This is a genomic window from Streptomyces sp. ICBB 8177 (assembly GCF_003144095.1).
Lineage (GTDB): Bacteria > Actinomycetota > Actinomycetes > Streptomycetales > Streptomycetaceae > Streptantibioticus_D.
This window is the reverse complement of sequence record NZ_NSKH01000004.1, coordinates 472,315-490,083: the sequence shown is the minus strand read 5'-3', so window position 1 is coordinate 490,083 and position 17,769 is coordinate 472,315. Positions and strand designations below refer to the sequence as shown.

Annotated in this window: 15 protein-coding genes and 2 pseudogenes; 8 read left to right on the top strand and 9 right to left on the bottom strand. The window is 68.7% G+C overall.

What is annotated here, in order from left to right; translation table 11 throughout:
* Positions 1-633: SigB/SigF/SigG family RNA polymerase sigma factor (locus CK485_RS07850; RefSeq protein ID WP_109448381.1), on the top strand; the 633-nt coding region annotated here is incomplete at its 5' end.
* A gap of 147 nt (positions 634-780) precedes the next feature.
* Here CK485_RS07850 and CK485_RS07845 read toward each other — a convergent pair.
* Positions 781-1,362, bottom strand: coding sequence for a hypothetical protein (locus CK485_RS07845; RefSeq protein WP_109448379.1), 582 nt, complete (start codon positions 1,360-1,362; stop codon positions 781-783).
* A gap of 81 nt (positions 1,363-1,443) precedes the next feature.
* Positions 1,444-2,685, bottom strand: a complete 1,242-nt coding sequence (locus tag CK485_RS07840; RefSeq protein ID WP_109448377.1) for a dipeptidyl aminopeptidase — start codon at positions 2,683-2,685, stop codon at positions 1,444-1,446.
* A 299-nt stretch (positions 2,686-2,984) separates the two neighbouring features.
* Here CK485_RS07840 and CK485_RS07835 point away from each other — a divergent pair, with 299 nt between their 5' ends.
* Positions 2,985-3,611, top strand: a complete 627-nt coding sequence (locus CK485_RS07835) for a TMEM175 family protein (RefSeq protein WP_158288189.1) — start codon at positions 2,985-2,987, stop codon at positions 3,609-3,611.
* Between the two features lie 187 nt (positions 3,612-3,798).
* On the opposite strand, the gene CK485_RS07830 is transcribed toward CK485_RS07835, so the two are convergent.
* From CK485_RS07830 to CK485_RS29470, 6 genes and pseudogenes are all read right to left on the bottom strand, one after another.
* The gene (locus tag CK485_RS07830; protein WP_109448373.1) at positions 3,799-4,116 is read right to left on the bottom strand and encodes an STAS domain-containing protein; all 318 of its coding nucleotides are present in this window, start codon (positions 4,114-4,116) and stop codon (positions 3,799-3,801) included.
* Between the two features lie 791 nt (positions 4,117-4,907).
* Positions 4,908-6,110 (bottom strand): MFS transporter, encoded by a 1,203-nt coding sequence (locus CK485_RS07825; protein WP_109448371.1) that lies wholly within the window; start codon positions 6,108-6,110, stop codon positions 4,908-4,910.
* Between the two features lie 294 nt (positions 6,111-6,404).
* Positions 6,405-6,872: a MarR family transcriptional regulator gene (locus CK485_RS07820; protein ID WP_109448369.1), complete on the bottom strand. Its 468-nt coding sequence runs from the start codon at positions 6,870-6,872 to the stop codon at positions 6,405-6,407.
* A 472-nt stretch (positions 6,873-7,344) separates the two neighbouring features.
* Positions 7,345-8,715 (bottom strand): carotenoid oxygenase family protein, encoded by a 1,371-nt coding sequence (locus tag CK485_RS07815; RefSeq protein ID WP_109448367.1) that lies wholly within the window; start codon positions 8,713-8,715, stop codon positions 7,345-7,347.
* Between the two features lie 55 nt (positions 8,716-8,770).
* On the bottom strand, positions 8,771-9,715 hold the full coding sequence (locus tag CK485_RS07810) for an MFS transporter (RefSeq protein ID WP_275124590.1): 945 nt from the start codon (positions 9,713-9,715) through the stop codon (positions 8,771-8,773).
* Between the two features lie 31 nt (positions 9,716-9,746).
* A pseudogene (locus CK485_RS29470) lies at positions 9,747-10,112 on the bottom strand (MerR family transcriptional regulator); the annotation flags it as partial.
* A gap of 138 nt (positions 10,113-10,250) precedes the next feature.
* Between CK485_RS29470 and CK485_RS07800 the strand changes: the two are divergent.
* Complete coding sequence (locus CK485_RS07800) at positions 10,251-11,039, top strand: amidohydrolase family protein (RefSeq protein WP_109448363.1); 789 nt, start codon at positions 10,251-10,253, stop codon at positions 11,037-11,039.
* Between the two features lie 218 nt (positions 11,040-11,257).
* On the opposite strand, the pseudogene CK485_RS07795 reads toward CK485_RS07800, so the two are convergent.
* Positions 11,258-11,519, bottom strand: a pseudogene (locus CK485_RS07795) (IS5/IS1182 family transposase); the annotation flags it as partial.
* Between the two features lie 757 nt (positions 11,520-12,276).
* On the opposite strand from CK485_RS07795, the gene CK485_RS07790 reads away from it, so the two are divergent.
* The 5 genes from CK485_RS07790 (at position 12,277) to CK485_RS07770 (ending at position 17,274) form a co-directional block, all read left to right on the top strand.
* The gene (locus CK485_RS07790) at positions 12,277-13,905 is read left to right on the top strand and encodes an ABC transporter ATP-binding protein (protein WP_158288187.1); all 1,629 of its coding nucleotides are present in this window, start codon (positions 12,277-12,279) and stop codon (positions 13,903-13,905) included.
* 640 nt (positions 13,906-14,545) lie between these two features.
* Positions 14,546-14,836, top strand: a complete 291-nt coding sequence (locus CK485_RS28445; RefSeq protein ID WP_146214502.1) for a hypothetical protein — start codon at positions 14,546-14,548, stop codon at positions 14,834-14,836.
* Between the two features lie 12 nt (positions 14,837-14,848).
* Positions 14,849-15,076, top strand: coding sequence for a hypothetical protein (locus CK485_RS07780; RefSeq protein WP_109448357.1), 228 nt, complete (start codon positions 14,849-14,851; stop codon positions 15,074-15,076).
* A gap of 292 nt (positions 15,077-15,368) precedes the next feature.
* Positions 15,369-16,100: a tRNA-dependent cyclodipeptide synthase gene (locus CK485_RS07775; protein ID WP_241968205.1), complete on the top strand. Its 732-nt coding sequence runs from the start codon at positions 15,369-15,371 to the stop codon at positions 16,098-16,100.
* The gene (locus CK485_RS07770; RefSeq protein WP_109448353.1) at positions 16,078-17,274 is read left to right on the top strand and encodes a cytochrome P450; all 1,197 of its coding nucleotides are present in this window, start codon (positions 16,078-16,080) and stop codon (positions 17,272-17,274) included. Before CK485_RS07775 ends, CK485_RS07770 begins: the two co-directional genes overlap by 23 nt.
* The last annotated feature ends 495 nt before the right edge of the window (positions 17,275-17,769 follow it).

The following is a 17,769-nucleotide window of genomic DNA, read 5'->3' as shown; positions in this document are numbered from 1 at the left end:
TTCACCCACAGGGCCGACCAGATGGAAGACATGCTCCAGGTCGGCACGATCGGGCTGATCAAGGCCGTCGACCGCTTCGACCCCGACTACGGGGTGGAGTTCGTCACCTTCGCCCTGCCCACCATCATCGGTGAGATCAAGCGCTTCTTCCGCGACACCAGCTGGGCCGTCCGCGTCCCCCGCCGCCTTCAGGAACTGCGCATCGACCTGGCCAAGGCCACCGACGCCCTCGCCACCGAACTCGACCGCGCCCCCACCACCGCCGAACTCGCCGCCCACCTCGGCATCGAGGAGGAAGAGGTCATCGAGGCGCGCGTGGCTGCCAACGCCTACACCGCCTCCTCCCTCGACGCCCCCGCCACCGGCGACGACGATGACGACGAAACCACCTCCTGGGTCCACCGCACCGGCGACGAAGACCCCGCCCTGGAAGGCATCGAAAACCTCACCGCCCTCAAGCCCCTGATCGCCGCCCTGCCCGAACGCGACCGCACCATCCTCTCGATGCGATTCGGCGCCGACATGACCCAGGCCGCCATCGGCGCCGAACTCGGCATCTCCCAAATGCACGTCTCCCGCCTGCTGTCCCGCACCCTCAAGCGCCTGCGTGAAGCACTCCTCACCGAAGCCTGACAACCGCGGACACCACCGGGTCCCCCCGCAGCCGACAGGCCCTCGCACCCCAGGACAGACGGGGCGCGGGCCTGCCTTCGTTGCCGACGGGGGGCGGCTGCCTCGAGGCCGCGCCGCCGCCTCGCGCACCGTGCACCGGAGGATCGCTCAGGCGGCGGCGGAGTCCCGGCGGACACGGTCCGGGTAGGTCCTGCTGAACCCCACCATCCGCACGAGGATCAGGACGGGCAGCACGAGACCGAAGATGACTTCGATCGCGTGGTGCTCGTGCAACGCGGCGGCGATGAGTCGTGAGCAGCCGAGCAAGGTGATGGCGGCGCCCCACGCGGCGCTCAGGACGAGGTTGACCCGCCGGAACGTGGGCGACCCCCATGCGGAGCGCGGCACTTGTTCGCGGGCGAACTGCTCGGTGAAGGGCATGACGGGGAGCAGCATGAGGATCATCAGTCCGAGGATGATGCCGACGCCGGCGCCGCCCCACTTGGCGAGCCAGGAGTCGTCACGTCTGCCGAGCGAGAAGCCGAGCACCGCGAAGACGGCGAACAGCACGAACGATGCCGCGCTGATGATTTTCGGCGGCCAGGCCGGGCGGCTGATCACGAGGGCAAGCAGCGCGGCGAGCGCGGCGACTAGCCCGGCCACGCCGATGTTGCCCGAGGGAAGGAACCGGGCGAGGACGGAAAACGCCACCAACGGCAGGAAACTGAGGACCAGTGAGGACGTCTTCATGATCGGGCCTCTCTTGGGCCGACACGCGCAGGCGGTGGGCCGCCCGGCTGCCGCGGCGCCGTCAGCGCGTGTCCGGGGTGGTCATCTCGGGTCCGCGCCTGTTGGGAGGTGGTCGGCGAGGAAGTCGAGCATGGCGGTGTGGGTCAGCCGACGTCCGGTGGGCTGGCAGTGGAAGTCGGCGCCCTGGTCCCGGGAGAAGCCCAGGATGCTCTTCTCGCCGGGCAGCATGTCGTAGAGCGCGCGGGGCTGGCCGGGGAAGAACTGCTCTTCCTCCGGGTCCGTGATCAGCAGCGGCGTCCTGACGCGGTCGACGACGTCGCGTACCTGGTAGCGGCTCACCTCGATGAGCACGTCGTAGAGGTTGTCGGCCTGGTAGGGCCTGCTGCGGAAGGCGAGGGTGCGTGCCGTCTTCACATCGGTTCCCGCCTGGACGGCGGCGTTGAACTCCTCCTTGCGGCCCTCGCGCAGCAACATCAGCAGTTCCGGTGGCATCGAGGCCGTCCAGGTCTCGGAGAGGTCCACGACGCCTGGGTCGGCGACGGCCGCCTTCATGCGGTGTTCGAACGCCAACGCTCTGGTGATCCAGTAGCCGCCCTGGCTGATGCCGTATCCGACCAGCGCGTCGACGCCCACCTCCGGGCGAGTCACCAGTGTGTCAATGACCGGGGTCACAACGGCCTCCCAGTCGTAGCGGAACGGCACACCGCGATCGAAGAGCATCGACTGCTGGCCGGGGCCGTCGAACAGGAACGCGTTCCAGCCCCGCGCGAGTGCCTCCGCCGCGCCGTAACCCATGAGCCCGGGCAGCGACCCGTCGCTGCCGTTGATCACCACCAGCGTCGGCCGCCGCGTACCGGACGCGTCCGGACGCAGCAGATAGCCAGGCATGCTGTCGCCCTCGTACGGCACGGGCAGACGCACCCAGGAGCCGCCTGAGGCGTCGACGACCTTCTCCCAGCAGTACCGGTGTGCGCGGAAGGTCGGCGGCAGCACCGACTGATCAGCCATCCCGTCGACGAAGACCATGGCCTTGTCGTAGTACTCCGACGCTCCCAGCAGCGCCCAGCGCGCGCTGTCCGCATGACCGGCCTGCGACGCCTGCTCGCCCAGCGTCTCCAGATAACCGGCGGTTCCCATCCAAGCGTCGAACCAGCTTTGTGGATCACCGTCGGCAATGCGGTCCAAGGTCGCCAGGACCAGTCCGACATCCCCTGTCCCGCACGCCGCGGCACCAAGCGCGAGACGGGCCTCGTAGTCGAAGTCGAGGTCCTGGAACAGTCCGCCACGGGCGCTGCGCGCGGCAACCGACGCCACGTCGTCCATGCCTCATCACCCCTCGGCAGCAAGGCCGTCGCCCGCCCCGCAGGCCGTCGCTCACCTGGGATGACCTGCCCCGACGCCCGTGCAGGCTCGACTACGACGAGCTTATGCGCACATTTGCGGGCACGCCTCACGAGACGCCGGCCTCCGGCGGCCCTGACCATCGCCGTCCCGGCTTGTCCTCGGGCACGATCCCCCGCCTTGTTCTCGGGCACGATCACTCGCCCGATCAGCAGCGCCACCGCCACCTGGAGCCGGGGATGCTGTGGAATGGGGCAAAGGCCGACGCCCGAGGAGTACGAATGGCGGATGGGGACGCTGAGAAGCAGATGCGGTCGGTCGAGCGACTGACGATCTTCTCCGACGCCGTGGTGGCGATCGCGATGACCTTGCTGGCCATCGAACTCCCCGTCCCTTCGGGCGACTCGGCCGCCGCCCTGCTCACCTCCGCCCGGCACCAGGCCGGGCACTACGCCGCGTTCCTCATCAGCTTCCTGGCGATCGCCGCCTCCTGGAGCCACCACTACGAGGCGTTCCAAAACGCCCACGCGGTCGACGCACGCTTGCGATCGATGAACACGGTGTGGCTCTTGACGATCGTGCTCAACCCGTTCGCCGTCAAGCTGCTGATCAACCATGGCACGGCGTCACTCGACGCCCACGCCCTGCGGTTCGGCTTCTACGCTCTCGTGCAGGCGGTCTCGGCCGCCCTGCTGCTGAACATCACGCGATACCTGGAGGCCAAGGCTCCCGTACACTCACAAAGGCCCCCGCGGGCGACACGCTGGCAGGGCTGGGGGATGGTGTCGGGCTTCGGCCTGTCCGTCCCGATCTTCTTCGCGACCCCCTACGCCTGGACGCTGTGGTTCGCGGCCCCGCTGGCGGTAGCCGTGGCGTACCACTCGCGTTACGGGCGCGGGAGCACCTGACAGCACCCGTACGCAAGCCGCAGAACCACAGGCCTCGCCTGCCTCGCCTGCAAGCGAGGGCCGGTGGTCGGCGCTCTTGGGCAGGGCGGCGGCGAGACGCGGGACGGCGGCGGCGTACCGCCGGACCGTCTCGCCGATTCCCACCGGCGGGATCATCCGGCCGTACGCACCTCGGGCAGGAACACGCTTACAGCGTGTGCTCTGCCCCTGCGGGGTGAGGGTCTTCGAACAAGCCGGGGAAGAGGTTGCTAGCCATGCGTATCAGGCGTTGAGGCTGTGCGCCCAGACCGGTGACGGTCACGGTGCGACCGCCCCGCCGGTCGCTGAGCAGGTGAATTGCGGCAACGTCCATGAACGGTACGCCGTGCAGGTCCCAGGTCACCGCGGTGACTGTCTCGGGCAGTTGCGCTGCAGCGTCGAGCAGGCCGGGCAGCGTGTCGTAGTCGATGTCGCCGTGCAGGCTGATCAAGGCGTTGGCGCCGTCGATCGTCGTGGTGGCGTTCATGTGACGCCCCCTTTCCGGGGGCCGTGAGCCCAAAGGCGCCCCGGCCTTGGGGCCGGAGCACGAAGGCGGATGGTGAATGCCCTTGTCGAGGGCAACGTCCACCATCCATGAAACAAGCGCCCGGCAAACGGGCGCCGCGACAGGCTCGCCGTCCCTCTACCGTCGCACCCAAGCCCTGGATTAGCCAGAACCGCAGGCCACAGCGTTCCACCGACCCACGAGACGTGAACCAACAGATCGGGCAGCGTTGTGACGACCACTATCAGGAGCGTGGCCCCGGCGGCCAGCGTCTCCCGGGGCCTAGGTGCGGAGATCGCCCTAGCTCTGGCAGCGCACGGCGCGGACATCGCGATCACCTACCTACTTGGCCAAGGACCGCGCCGACAAGGTGGTGGACGCCATACGCGCGACCGGCCGCCGCGCGTTCGCGGTGCGGGTCGGCCGGCAGCCTCGGCGACCGCCGGATCACCGTCAACCACATCGGTTCGATCCTGCTACGGCCAGCTGCCCCAGGAGCGGCCACGTCCCGGCCCCTGCCCTGGCGTGCCCGGCGAACTGAGGACCGCTCAGGCGGACTTGCCGGACTTCCAGGCCTTGCTGGTCGACCTGGCCCGTCGGCACACCCCCCTGCCGCCCCAATCGCTTCTGGCCTCATGGCGTATGGGGCAGGATGGACGGGCCGGTGGCCCTCGAAGTGCTCGGCCAGTCCGGTACCGAAGCCAATCCGCAGGTCCCCTTCCACCAGGAGATCACCTCGGCGCTGCGGATGCTGGGCCTGCACGAGGCCGCGGTCACTGGCTGACCAAGTCCCCCTCTGTCCGGAGCGCCGTGGTGGCGGTCTCGTTGGTGGCCGTCCGGCGTTCGAGAGAAGCGGACCAGAAGGCCAGGACCAGAGCGGTGGTGGCCAGGGCCGCGCCGACCCAGTTGGGAGAGGTGTAGCCGAAACCCGCCGCGATCACCACGCCGCCGAGCCACGCGGACAGCGCGTTGCCCAGGTTGAACGCGCCGATGTTGACCGCGGACGCCAGCGTCGGGGCGCCGTGCGCCTGGTCGAGCACGCGTTTCTGCAACGGCGGCACCGTCGCGAAACCCAACGCGCCCACCAGCAGCACGGTCACCGCCGCCAGGGCCTCGTTGTGCGCGGTCACGGTGAACACCCCCAGCACCAGGGCCAGTCCACCCAGCGTGGTGTACAGCATCGGCATCAGCGCGCGGTCCGCGAACCGGCCACCGACGAGGTTCCCGATCACCATTCCCACGCCGAACAGCACCAACAGCCACGTCACCGCGCCGTCCGAGAAACCTGCGACACGGGTCATCATCGGCGCGATGTACGTGATGGCCGCGAACACCCCTCCGAAACCGAGCACCGTCATGGCCATGGCGAGCACCACCTGCGGATTGCGCAGCGCACCCACCTCGTGGCGCAGGCTCACACCCTCAGGGCGAGGCAGCGGCGGTACCAGTTTCGCTATGCCGAGCAGACCCATGACACCGAGCGCGGCGACGACGGCGAATGTCACGCGCCAGCCCGCCGCCTGGCCGACGTACGTGCCCAACGGCACGCCAACCACGTTGGCGACGGTCAGACCGGTGAACATGGTGGCGATCGCCCCGGCCTTCTTCTCCGGAGCGACGAGCTCGGCGGCAACCACCGAACCGATGCCGAAGAACGCTCCGTGGGCCAGCGAGGTGACGATCCTGCCCACCAGCATCAGGCCGAAGCTCGGCGCCAGCGCGGATATCAGGTTACCGACGACGAACAACCCCATCAGCAGCATCAGCATGAGCTTGCGAGGGATCTTGGTGCCGATCACCGTCATCAGCGGCGCACCGAACAGCACACCGAGGGCGTAGCCGGTCACCAGAAGGCCCGCAGTGGGGATGCCGACGTGGAAGTCGGCCGACACCTGCGGCAGCAATCCCATGACGACGAATTCCGTCGTCCCGATGCCGAAGGCACCGATGGCGAGAGCGAGAAGCGCGAGAGGCATGGGCTCACCTTTCTGTTACTTGAGTGCGCACCTAACGAGCTTCCACAATAATTGCAGACGCGGTGTACTTGCAAACGCATGGATCGGGCCCGGGGTGGAGGTGGGGAGGCCCGCCTGGGAGACGGGATGCCGAGGTGAATGTGCGGCACGCACGCGGGGCGGGGCTCCGCTCGGCATGCACTCGTAGCGTGCCCGCTGCTGGGAGTGTGGAGTGCCTCCCGTCCCCGGCGCCTACGCGCCTCGCCCCCCGCCCCTGCCTCGCGGCCTCAATGGGGCCGCCTCGCGCCTCGGCGGTCAGGAGACCTTCGAGCCGCCGTCCAGCTTCTCGACCGCGGCCACCAGAGGCGTCAGCCGCGGGTCCCCGTTCGCCCGGTCCAGCGCCTCACGCAGAGCGGCGTCGTGTGTCGGGCGGGCCTCGGCCAGCAGGAACAGGCCCGCGTCGGTGACGTCGGTGTAGATGCCCCGGCGGTCGGTCGGGCACAGGTAGCGCGACAGCAGCCCGCGGTCCTCCAGACGCGTGACCAGCCTGGTCGTCGCGCTCTGGCTGAGCACCACCGCGTCGGCCACCTGGTTCATCCGAAGGTGGCCGCCCTCGTCGTTGTGCTGGCGGCTGAGGACGTCCAGCAAGGAGTACTCGCGCACGCTCAAGTCGTGCCCGCTCTGCAGAGCGCGCTCGATGTGTGCTTCGATCCGGCCATGCAGCAGGGAGAGGGCGTACCAGCCATGCGCCAGCCCGGCCGCGGTCGTGTCCGTGGTGGCCATCGCTCCTCCTCCGCGACCGCGGCCGACGCTTGCGCGGCCTGACGTTCCATGGGTGCTCTCCATGAAATATACCGCGCCTGCAAGTAATGACCAGGGTGAGGGCGGATCGCCCGCCCTCAGGCCGCCTGCTCCCGGCTCGCGCGAGCCCCCGGCGCACCGGTGCGGCGAGCGGCTGACCGGCGTTCGCGCGGCCGTCGTCTGCCCCCTGACCAGCCTCCATGCGGGCGGATCGGGTGGCATGACCGCATCCAGCAGGGCGACGCGGCCCAGCCGGCTGCCGTGCAGCTCGTGGTGGTCGAACTCGCGGCGCTCGCTCACTGTGGCCGGCAGCCCGGCGGGGGTGATCGGTCGGGGGCCGATGCCGTAGAGCACGGAGACCGGCAGGGGCGCGATGGCGGCCGCCGGTCGCCCGCGGGCATCGGGGCGCCGGTTCGTCGGCGTCGTCCCGGGGCCCGCGGCCATGTCCGGTGGGTCACTCGGTTTCGTCGGCCACCCAGCTGCCGTGGATACCAGTCGGAACGCGGCGCGGCATCTCCACTGCGGCCAACTGCTTCATGCCCCGCGCGTCGAGAACCAGCAGCTCGGAACCTTGGTCGCTGCCGTGGGACACCATGGACAGCAGATAACCGGCGTCCTCTTCCGTGCCGTCCTGGGCGGGCACGAACACGGCCTCACCGGGTGAGGTGCCCGCACCGGTGCCGAACGTCCGGGTCGTGCCCGCGTGGGTGTCGTACTTCAGGAGGGCGTTCTCGGTGACCGTGTACAGGTAGCGGCTGTACCGCCCGGTCCGTTCGTCGTTGATGGTGGGGATTTCCACGCCCCGCTCGTCCAGTGCCTCCTCGTGCGCCCTGCCCGTGGCGGGGTCGAGCCGCCAGCGGTACACCTGACCGCCCTGGGTCTCTCCGAGCAGCCAGCCCGGATCGGCCAGCGGGTGGTCGACCCGGCCGCCCATCGCCTGCCACATCCGGTCGTAGGAGGACCGGTTGTAGCGCACCGCCTCCAGGACGACACGGCCGGCGGTGTCCTCGTGGGCATTGCCTACGTGGAAGACGTAGCAGGGGTCGATCTCGAACCAGCGCACCTCGCCTGCCCGGTCGCGGCGCATCAGGCCCAGTCGGGTACCGTATCCGTCGTCCCAGCGCATCGGCATGGTGCCGCCGGCCTGCCGGATGTCGAAGAGGACGGGCAGGTCCATCCATATGACGTAGTTCTCGGTAATGGCGAAGTCGTGCATCATCGTGCCTGCGAGCACGGCGATTTCCTTGCTTTCCACGAGTTCGCCCGCCGCCGACAGCCGGTGGTAGGTCAGGTGGGGAGGGCTCGCGCTGTAGCCGAAGAACAGCAGCTCGCCGGTGACCGGGTCCTCCTTGGGGTGGGCGGTCATCGCGGTGGTGAGCCGTCCGCCGAAGTCGTAGGGACCGACCGTCTCCAGCTCGCCGGTGACCTGGTAGGGCAGTCCGTTCTCGACCAGCGCGAACAGCTTGTCGGCGTGTTCGATCACATGGGTGTTCGCGCTCACCGCGGTCAGGTCCAACGTCCCGTCCGCGCGCTTGTAGGGCGCGCCCGAGAACTTGCTGGTCCGTACCCAGCGGTTGCGGTACCACTCGGCGCGCCCGTTGCGCAGCCGGACGCCGTGCAGCATGCCGTTGCCGGTGAACAGGTGGCCGGGAACCTCCCCCGGCCGCGGGTTGGGGCCATTGCGCAGGTAACGGCCGTTCAGCTCGGGCGGCAGAGTGCCGGTGACCTCCAGGTCGAAGCCGTCGATTTCGTCGGTGACGGGGGCGTAGTGGCCGACGAGGTACGGCGTGTTCGTCTCGGCGGTGTGGTCCGGTGTGGTGGCCATGGTTCCTTCCGTTCGTTCGGTGCGGGTGCTGTGGCCTGGTGTGCCGTGAGGGTCGTCAGACCAGGGAGCTGAGGGGGGCCGACGCGTTGGTGGTGTCGGCGGGGTTGCGGCGCGGGGCCGGCAGGAAGAGGACCGCGAGGAAGGTGGCCCCGGCGCCGATGATGGACAGCCAGGGCAGGGCGCTTGCGGTACCGGCGGCCTGTGCCTGGTGCATCCCCTCGCGGAGGTGGCCGGTGAAGGCGTCGCTGTAGAGCATCCCGGCGATGGCCAAGGCGACGGAGCCGCCGATCTGGCGGAGGAAGGTGACGTTGGAGCTGGCGGTGCCGAGGTCGGCCGGGTCGACGTTGGACTGCACGACGATGGTCAGTCCGGACAGCATGGGGCCGATGCCGAGGCCGATCAGGGCCATCCAGAACGCCATCGTCGTCAGCCGGGTGTTCAGCGCGAGCTGGAGGAACAGTGCGGAACCCGCCGCGGCCAGGACGGCTCCGCCGAGCAGCCAGCGCCGGTAGCGGCCGGTTTTCCCGATCAGTGCGCCCGTGAAAAGACTGCCGGCGACCATGCCGATCATCAGCGGGTACAGCAGCAGGCCGCTGCTGCTGGCGCTGTGGCCGAGTGCCTCCTGGAAGAAGCGGGGCAGGAAGATCACGGAGGCGAAGAGGCGGAACGCCGAGAAGAACGAGGCGAGGTTGGCGAGGGTGTAGGCACGGTTGCGGAACAGGCCCATGGGCATGATCGGCTCTGCGGCCCGGTTCTCGATCAGGACGAACGGCACCAGCAGCACGAGCGCCAGCAGGATGGGTCCGATAACCGCGGCGTCGGTCCAGGTGTGGCTGTCGACGCCCTTCGTGGTCAGGCCGATCAGCAGCGAGCTGATGCCGAGCGCCAGGACACCGATGCCCGCGTAATCGGGGCGGCCGGCGTTCGGTATGCCACCGCCTCCGGGCAGGTACCGCCAGATCACGGCGAGGACCAGGGCGCCGACGGGCACGTTGACCAGGAAGACGCAGCGCTCCCACCACCGGCGAGGCTCAGTAAGGCGACGTTGTTCGGGCGCCTGGCGTTGGAGCCTCGTCGGCCTTGTTCTCGCCTGCCTCGGTGACGGCGATCGTCTGGCGCAGCAGGCGGCGGGCGGTCTCCAGCTCGGCGGCACGCTGGTCGAGGATGTCCAACTGGTCGCGCAGGCTGGTCAGGACTCCGGGACAGGGGTGCAGCATCGCCGCGTCGTGGGTGCAGGGCAGGACCTGGCGGATCACGCGGGTGGGCAGTCCGACGGCGAGCAGGGCGCGCACGCGGCGCACCGTCTCCACCGTCTGGTCGGCGTATTCGCGGTATCCGTTGGCACGGCGCTCAGCATGGATCAGTCCCGCCCGTTCGTAGTAGCGCAGCAGCCGTTCGCTGACTCCGGTTTAGCGTGAGAGCTCCCCGATCAGCACCGATCCGTTCCTTTCGACTTGACCTTCCAACGGTGTCAGGGAGCAACACTGCCCTGACCGGCCGAATTCCGGACCGGTCGAGGTGGAGGGAACGAATCAGTGATCATCGATGCGCACAGCCACGTCCACGAACCGGTCGAGGCGCATGTGGGGCTGCTGGACGAGGCCGGAGTGGACCGCGCCGTGCTGTTCGCCACCCGACCGCATCCGGAGCGGGCCGGGGACCTGGCCGCACTGCGCCGGGAGATGGCCGTTCTGGAGAAGGCGCTCGCAGGCCGGGCCGGCACGGTCGAGGCGTACCGGGGGGCGTGGCGGGAACTGGACGCGGCGGTTGCCGCGCTGCCGGACCGGTTCATCGGCTTCCTGTCGGTGCCGCTGGGCCTGGCGGCGCAGGAGACATCCGAGATCGTTGAACAGGAGGTGGTAGGGCGTCGCTTTCGCGGGATCGGGGAGCTGACACCGCCGCCGGGGAGGGCAGGGCTGATCGAACCGGTCCTCCAGGCGGCCGCCGACCAGGGGCACCTGCCCGTGGTCGTCCACGGATCCGCGCCGACCACTGCGGAGGACCTGGCAACGCTGGCGGCGCTGGCCTACCGGTACCCGGATGTTCCGCTGGTGGTCAGCCAGTTGGGAGGGCAGCACTGGATGCAGGCCCTCGAACTGGTGCGGGACACTCCGAACATGTACCTGGAACTGTCCACGGCCAACATCGTTTTCGCCGTCCGGCTGGCCATCAAGGAGATCCCGAACCGGACTTTGTTCGGATCGGACGCACCGTACGGCGACCCTGTCCTCGCCCGGGCCCTGGTGGAACGGGCCACCAGCCCGGGCGAAGTACGCGATCGTGTCCTCGGCGGCACGATCGCCGAACTGGTCGGGCTCGGCTGATACGAGACCGCCCCCAGGCGCGGCCCGGGTGGTCTGAAAATTTTGGTTCGCGAGTCGTGCATGCCGGGGGCGTGGGTGGAGTCGGTCTCGTGAGCCCGCAGGCTCAGCTCGCCCGATTCTGCACACCAAGATGCTGCTGCTGGGCGAGCTGTGGTGGCATGACGAGGGCACTCTGGGCAGACGGCGTTCTCCGCTTCCTGTCGCGGGCTGAGGTGCCTTTGGCCTCGTCGTCTGCGGTGCGGGATGAGCAGGCCGATGGCCCGGTAGCCGCCGTCGGCGATGGTCGGGGGTGCCGCGGCAGGCCCGGTCGACGCCGGATTCGGTGAAGGCCCGGCAGTCGTTGCGGCTGCCGGGCAACGGCAGCCCGTTCGCGTCCACCAGGCGGCTGTTGGCATCGATCACGACCGGCAGGTTCGTGGAGTACCGGTAGTTCTTGCTGGATGCGGCGACATTCCGATCGCGGGTCGGCACCAGGATGCCTCAACGATGTAGACGGTGTTCCGGCCGCCTGACAGCACACGGGAGCGCCCACCTCTCGAGCCCGCCAACGTGGGAGGACGTGCCGTCCGGGCCGTCGAAGCAGATATCGGGATCGCGGGTCGTCAGCGCGATGTCTCCCTTGCCGAGCACAACCGTCCACTTGACTTGCGTGGAACGTCGCCTGCGGGTTCGAAGAATCTCGAGCCGTAGTGGGTGCGACTCGGGGGGCGGGCTTGATCGGGTGGGCCCGGCTTCTACTCGCTACAGGGCTTCTGGGAGCGCCAAAAAAATCTTGGTGTGCGTTGAACCGCACCGCCCCCTCGGCGCGTATCAGTAACAAACACCCTCAAAATGGACCTCTTGTTCCTGAGGGTCCCGTCGATACGCCAGGAAGGAGGGTCGCTGTGAGCATCTTCCACACACTGGGCCATAAGCACCACCATCACCCGGTGCGTCACCACCACCGGCGTCACCACAGCCGTCGTCGTCACCAGAAGTACTAGTGGCGATGTCGTCTGAGGGCGACTTGTTCACGGCGGGGTAGCCGGCGCCCCCAGGGCGCCTACCCCGCCCCTTCAACTTGTCTGACCAGTGATTCCGTCGCCGACGCTCCCACCCGATCCGGTGCGCCGGTCAGGAGGCGACACACGTCGTGGCGCAGTCGAGCACCGACCAGCTCGTAGTGCGGGCCCCGGCTGTCTCTCAGTGGGAGATGCTGAGGGCGTTCCGTCCCTGGCTTCGCCCGGACCGGTGGCTCTTGCTGGGTGCTGTCTGCCTGCTGGCCCTGGGGTCCGGCGGTGAGGTCGTGTCGGTCTGGTTGTTCAAGGACCTCGTCGACAACGTCCTCGTGCCGCGCAGGCTCGGCGGATTCTGGCCGCTGGCCGTTGGGATGACAGCGGTCACCGCGGTCGCGGCGCTGCTGACGTTCGCGGGCGACTACACGGCCCGCCGGGTCGCCGAGGGTTTCGTGCTGCGGCTTCGGACCTCGTGCGTGGAGCGCCTGCACACCTTGCCGCCCGACACTCTGCGTGCCCGGTGGCACGGCGATACGGTCGCCAGGCTGACCTCTGACGTCTCGAGCGTGGAGGAGTTCGCGGTCTCCGGAGTGATCGATGGCGCGTCGGCTGTGATCAGTCTGACCGTCTTCACCGCCGCCGCGTTCGTCCTGAGCTGGCAGCTGGCGCTGGCGGTCCTCGTCACCGCTCCCGTGCTGTGGTGGTCTGCCCACTACTTCGGCGACCGCATTCAGGAGCGTTCCCGCGAGGCCCGGTGTCGCGAGGGGCGGGTGACGGCGGTGGTGGAGGAGTCGTTGGCCAACGCCTCCGTGGCGCACGCTTACAACCAGCGCCGTCGGGAGGTGGATCGAGTCCGTGCCGAGGGATTGGGTCTCATGCGCGCGCAGCTATCGACCGTACGGATCGCGGGCCTGTACCCGGCGGTCCTGGAGGTTGCGGAGGTCGCGGGCGGGCTCGTGGTCGTCGGGGTCGGCGCCATCGAGATGGTTCACGGGCAGCTCACTCTCGGCGGCCTTCTCGCGTTCGCCGCCTTCCTGACCCAGGTGTTCGGCCCAGCCACCGAACTGTCGTCTCTGGTGGGCGAGTTCGCCGAGGCCTCCGGTTCGGCGGAACGCGTACTGGAGATCGATCGGCTGCGGTCACCGGTGCGCGAGCGGCCGGGCGCCGTCACATTGCCGTCGGTCCGCGGGGAGCTGGAGTGCTCGGACCTGCGCGCCTCCTACCCGGCGAAGAGCGGCGCGCCGCTGCTCGACGGTTTGGCCTTCCGGATGGCGCCGGGCGAGGTGCTGGCCGTGACCGGCCCCAGCGGCGCCGGGAAGTCGACACTGGGCAAGCTGCTGGTGCGGTTCATGGATCCGGACACCGGCTGCATCCGGGTCGACGGGGTCGACTTGCGCGACATGACCCTGGAGTCGGTGCGTCGGGCGGTCACGCTTCTGCCCCAGTCGTCACTGGTCTTCCGTGCCTCGGTCCGCGACAACATCGCCTACGGCCGCCCGGGGGCGAGCGACGAGGAGATCGCATGGGCCGCACGGGCCGCCGACGCCGACGGGTTCGTCCGGGCGCTGCCTCACGGCTACGCGACCGTACTCGGGCAGGACGGCCTGCAACTGTCCGGCGGGCAGAACCGCCGCATTGCCCTGGCACGGGCGTTCTTGCGCGCGGGCGCCATCCTGGTCCTGGACGAACCGACCGCGGGACTGGACCGCACGGCGGCGTCCCGCCTGATGACTCCACTGCGCCGCCTGATGAGTGGCCGCACGACGGTACTGATCACCCACGACCCTGACCTGGCAGGCCAGGCCGACACGGTGATCGCCCTCGGCCAGGGTGACGATGACATGGCAGGTCGCCCTTGCCACCTCACTTGAATGCGCGGTTGAGGCCGCACCGCACACACAGCCCACTTCGAGAGCCGCCGACTTGCGGGCGGCGGGGCATCCATCCGGGACGCGGGAACGCGTCACGGTGCCCAGACTGCCGGGAGTGAGGTAGCCGGCTTGCTCCAGCTCGTCGAGGATCCGGTGGGCGGTGCGTCGGTGATCTGGCAGTGGGGACGCGGTGGCAGAGCCGGTTCAAGATCCGCAGGCTTGCCTACCTGCGCTGGCGCGACACCAACGCACGCCATCTCGACATCCTGGCCGCCCGGAGCCGGGGAACGCATCCGCACCGCATCCGCAGCGAGAAAGGGATCCGCTGAGGGGGGTACACCGGCGGCCGTTGCGTGATCTTCGGGCGGTGTGGTTCGCGCCGCGGTGGGAGCGGGCGTGGGTTCGGCATGGGCGATGGCTGCTGGACGCGGAGGCCCACCAGCCGCTGGAGCACCTGGACCTGCGTGGCCCCCGGGGTGGTGGCGGCGCAGCGCTTCGCGGACGGCGGCGACGAGAGCGGCAGCGGAGTGAATCGTGAACCGTTGTCGGGCCGGGACGCTATGCGGCGGAGCCCCGGCATGCTGCGATGGTTCGAAGCCAGTCAGCCCTTCCGCTCGTGCTGTAACCAAAGGGATGGTCCGTGGGATTCAACGCCGACTTTGCCCGTGCCCCGTCGTTCACGTTGGGGCCCGGAGCTCAACTGACGCAGTACTACTGGTGGGACTCCCGGCTCCAGGCCGGCAACTGGCACCGCATGGCCGGCTGCCCGGACAATCAGGATCCACCCTCGTCCATGGTCCAGATCGTCGCGGAGTACCAGCGCTGGAACAATGACACCAACCTCGTGGAGTTGTGGGTGACCTGGAAGAACCCCGGCACCACCATCGCCGAGGTATGGCCCACCATCGCCATGGTTCCTGCGGCCAATTAGTGGAGGCAGCACATGCAGGTTCACGTCCTCTACGACGCCGACGGCAGCATCGCGTCTTTGTCCGGGACACGGAAGGAGCCTGAGCATCAGGGCCATAGCGCCTACCACCCCGGCCCGGGACAGTCCATCGCCACCCTTGACGTGCCCGGAGACCTCGAACAGTTGCGCCTGACCGAACTGCACGCCCGCCTCAAGGTGGTCACCGTCGACGGGAGCCCGCGCCTCACCACCCGCGCTTGACGCCGCCCCGTCGGCCAGTGCGCGGCATTCCTCGGCGTCGACTCCAACGTTCGCTGCACCGCCGGGCGTTCACGGCGCGGCACTCTGCCCTGCGCGTCTGCGACACCTTCCGGCCAAGCGACATCCGGCTGCTCCGGGCCCCCGAACGGCTGACGCTTTCCGGTCAAAGAACGATCACCTGTCAGGAGGTCCGGTTTTCGGCGGACCCGCGCCGGTAGGGTGATGGCGGTGTACGGCCACACCCGGAGCGCTGGGCTCCGCTGGGACTTGCCGTACGCGGAGGATGACTCCCGTGACCACAGCTCTTTCGCTGGTGGCCAAGAAATTCAAGGTTGCACCGTATACCCCACACTGCGCTGTCATTCACGACGAGGCCGCGCACGCAGTCATCGGCGTATCCCCCGGGAACAGCTACTTTTCAGCCGAACGCCTGCACGATCTCGCGGCATGGGGACTGGCTCACTTCGACCGGGTCGACTTCGTCTACACCGACCTGTTCGTCGCGGAGATGCACGAAGCCTGCGGCTATCCGCCGGTCCAGGCGCGGCAGAAGGCGACGAAGAACCTGCGTGGAGTACGGGCGAAGGTATCCAACGCCTGTGCCCAGGCCGACCCAGGGGGCGAGCGCCTGACCTGGCAGCCCATGTCGGTGTTCCGGGACAACGACGCCTACCGCGAGATTCACGACCGTCTCCAGAGCCTGCTGGCCACCGACCAGGAGTTCCGGGGCGCCTGCGAGGCCCTGGTGTCCACCTTCCTGACTTCCACGACCGGTGAAGCCGCCGACGAGGCGCAGCGGGCCGTGTGCCTCCAGTACGTGCTCGCCGAGGCGCCACTGTTCCTCGACACCCCGGCGATCCTGGGGGTTCCGTCCTCACTCAACTGCTATCACCAACTGCTGCCGATGGCAGAGCTGCTGTACTCCCGGGGCGCGGGGTTACGTGCCTCCCGCAACCAGGGCCACGCCGTCGTCACACCAGCCGAGACCGAAGGAGGGCACGATGACCACAGCGGCGCGGCCTGACCTGATCGACTTCCCGTTCTCCCCCGTCGGCACCGAAGTACCACCGAAGGTCGCGGAACTACGAGAGAGAACGCCCGTCCGACGGGTGCGCACCATCGCCGGGGACGAGGCCTGGCTGGTGTCGTCCTACCGCCTGGCCAGACAAGTGCTCGACGACGACCGTTTTTCCCTCAAGGACACCTCGGCGCCAGGGGTGCCACGCCAGTACGCGTTGACGATCCCGCCCGAGGTGGTCAACAACATGGGCAACATCACGGGTGCGGGGCTGCGCAAGGCGGTACTGAAGGCTCTGAGTCCGAAGGCGGCGGGCCTGACCGACTGGATGCGGACCGAAGCGGAACGCCTTCTTCGGCTTTCGATGGCCGAGGGACCGACACTGGACCTGAGGGGGCAGTTCTGCGACCCGTTCTCCGCGGCGCTGCACTGCCATATCCTCGGCATCCCACAGGACGAGGCGCGGCATTTCCACCGCTCCCTCGACATCGCGTTCATGAACTCCGCATGCCCGATCGCGGGGGCGAGGGTGAACTGGGACCGCGACATCGGACGGATGAAGGAACTGCTGGACCATCCGGACACCACGGGCCTCATGAGAGATCTCGCGGTGTTGCGGAAAGATCCGGCGTACGGCCACGTGACGGACGAGATGCTGGCCACGGTCGGCGTGACGATGTTCGGCGCCGGCGTGATCTCCACCAGTGGTTTCCTCACCATGTCCCTCGTGACGCTGCTGACGCACCCGGAACTGCGGGTGGCCCTGCGGGACGATCCGCGCCTGACGGAGAAGGCGCTGCACGAGATTCTGCGGGTGAACCTGTCCATCGGGGACGCCCTGCCGCGATTGGCCACGGAAAACGTGCGGCTGGGAGAGGTGGAGGTCGAGGCCGGGGAACTGGTCCTGGTGCTCGTCGAAGGGGCGAATTTCGATCCCGAGCACTTCGTCGACCCCGACATCATCGACATCCACCGCGAGAACGCCGCCGACCATCTGTCGTTCGGCGGCGGTTCCCACTACTGCCCGGCCACGGCCCTGGGGCGTAAACACGCCGAGATCGCACTCAACACGATCCTGGAGCACATGCCCCATCTCGAGCTCGCGGTACCCATCGATCAACTGGTATGGCGCACGCGCTTCATGAAACGCATCCCGGAGCGCCTGCCCGTTCTCTGGTAGCGCCCGGTGCCATGGGGGGGACGACCTGCGCCCTTCTCTCCGGCAGGTGCCCCCCCATGGCACCGGTGTGCAGCAGCACCACCGCCGGCAACCGCCTCCCCGATGACGACCGAGGTGAACCTGATGGTGAAGCCCATGACGAATTCGGGCCCTTTCAGGACTCGATGAGGTCGGCGGTGGCCCAGCAGCGGCCGGTTCCCCCGTCAGCGCGACGAGGTTCCTCCGCAGCGCCCACAGCGCAAAGGCCCGAATGCCGTTCTCAACCCTGGAACTTCTTCAACCAGGTGGCGGCAACAAGCTGGACGGTGCGCAGGCAGGCCGGCCGGCCTGGCTTTCATCAGCGCGACGCGGGCCAGGTCACCGTAGTGCTCATCCAGCGGCCGACCGGTGCGACGGACCACCGCCACTCGTCCTTGAGGAGCTGGGTCGAAGCTCTTCCAGAGTGAAATCGCCGTTCTTGAGGGCTCTTTCAGCCGTTCCCACGCCACCCGGACA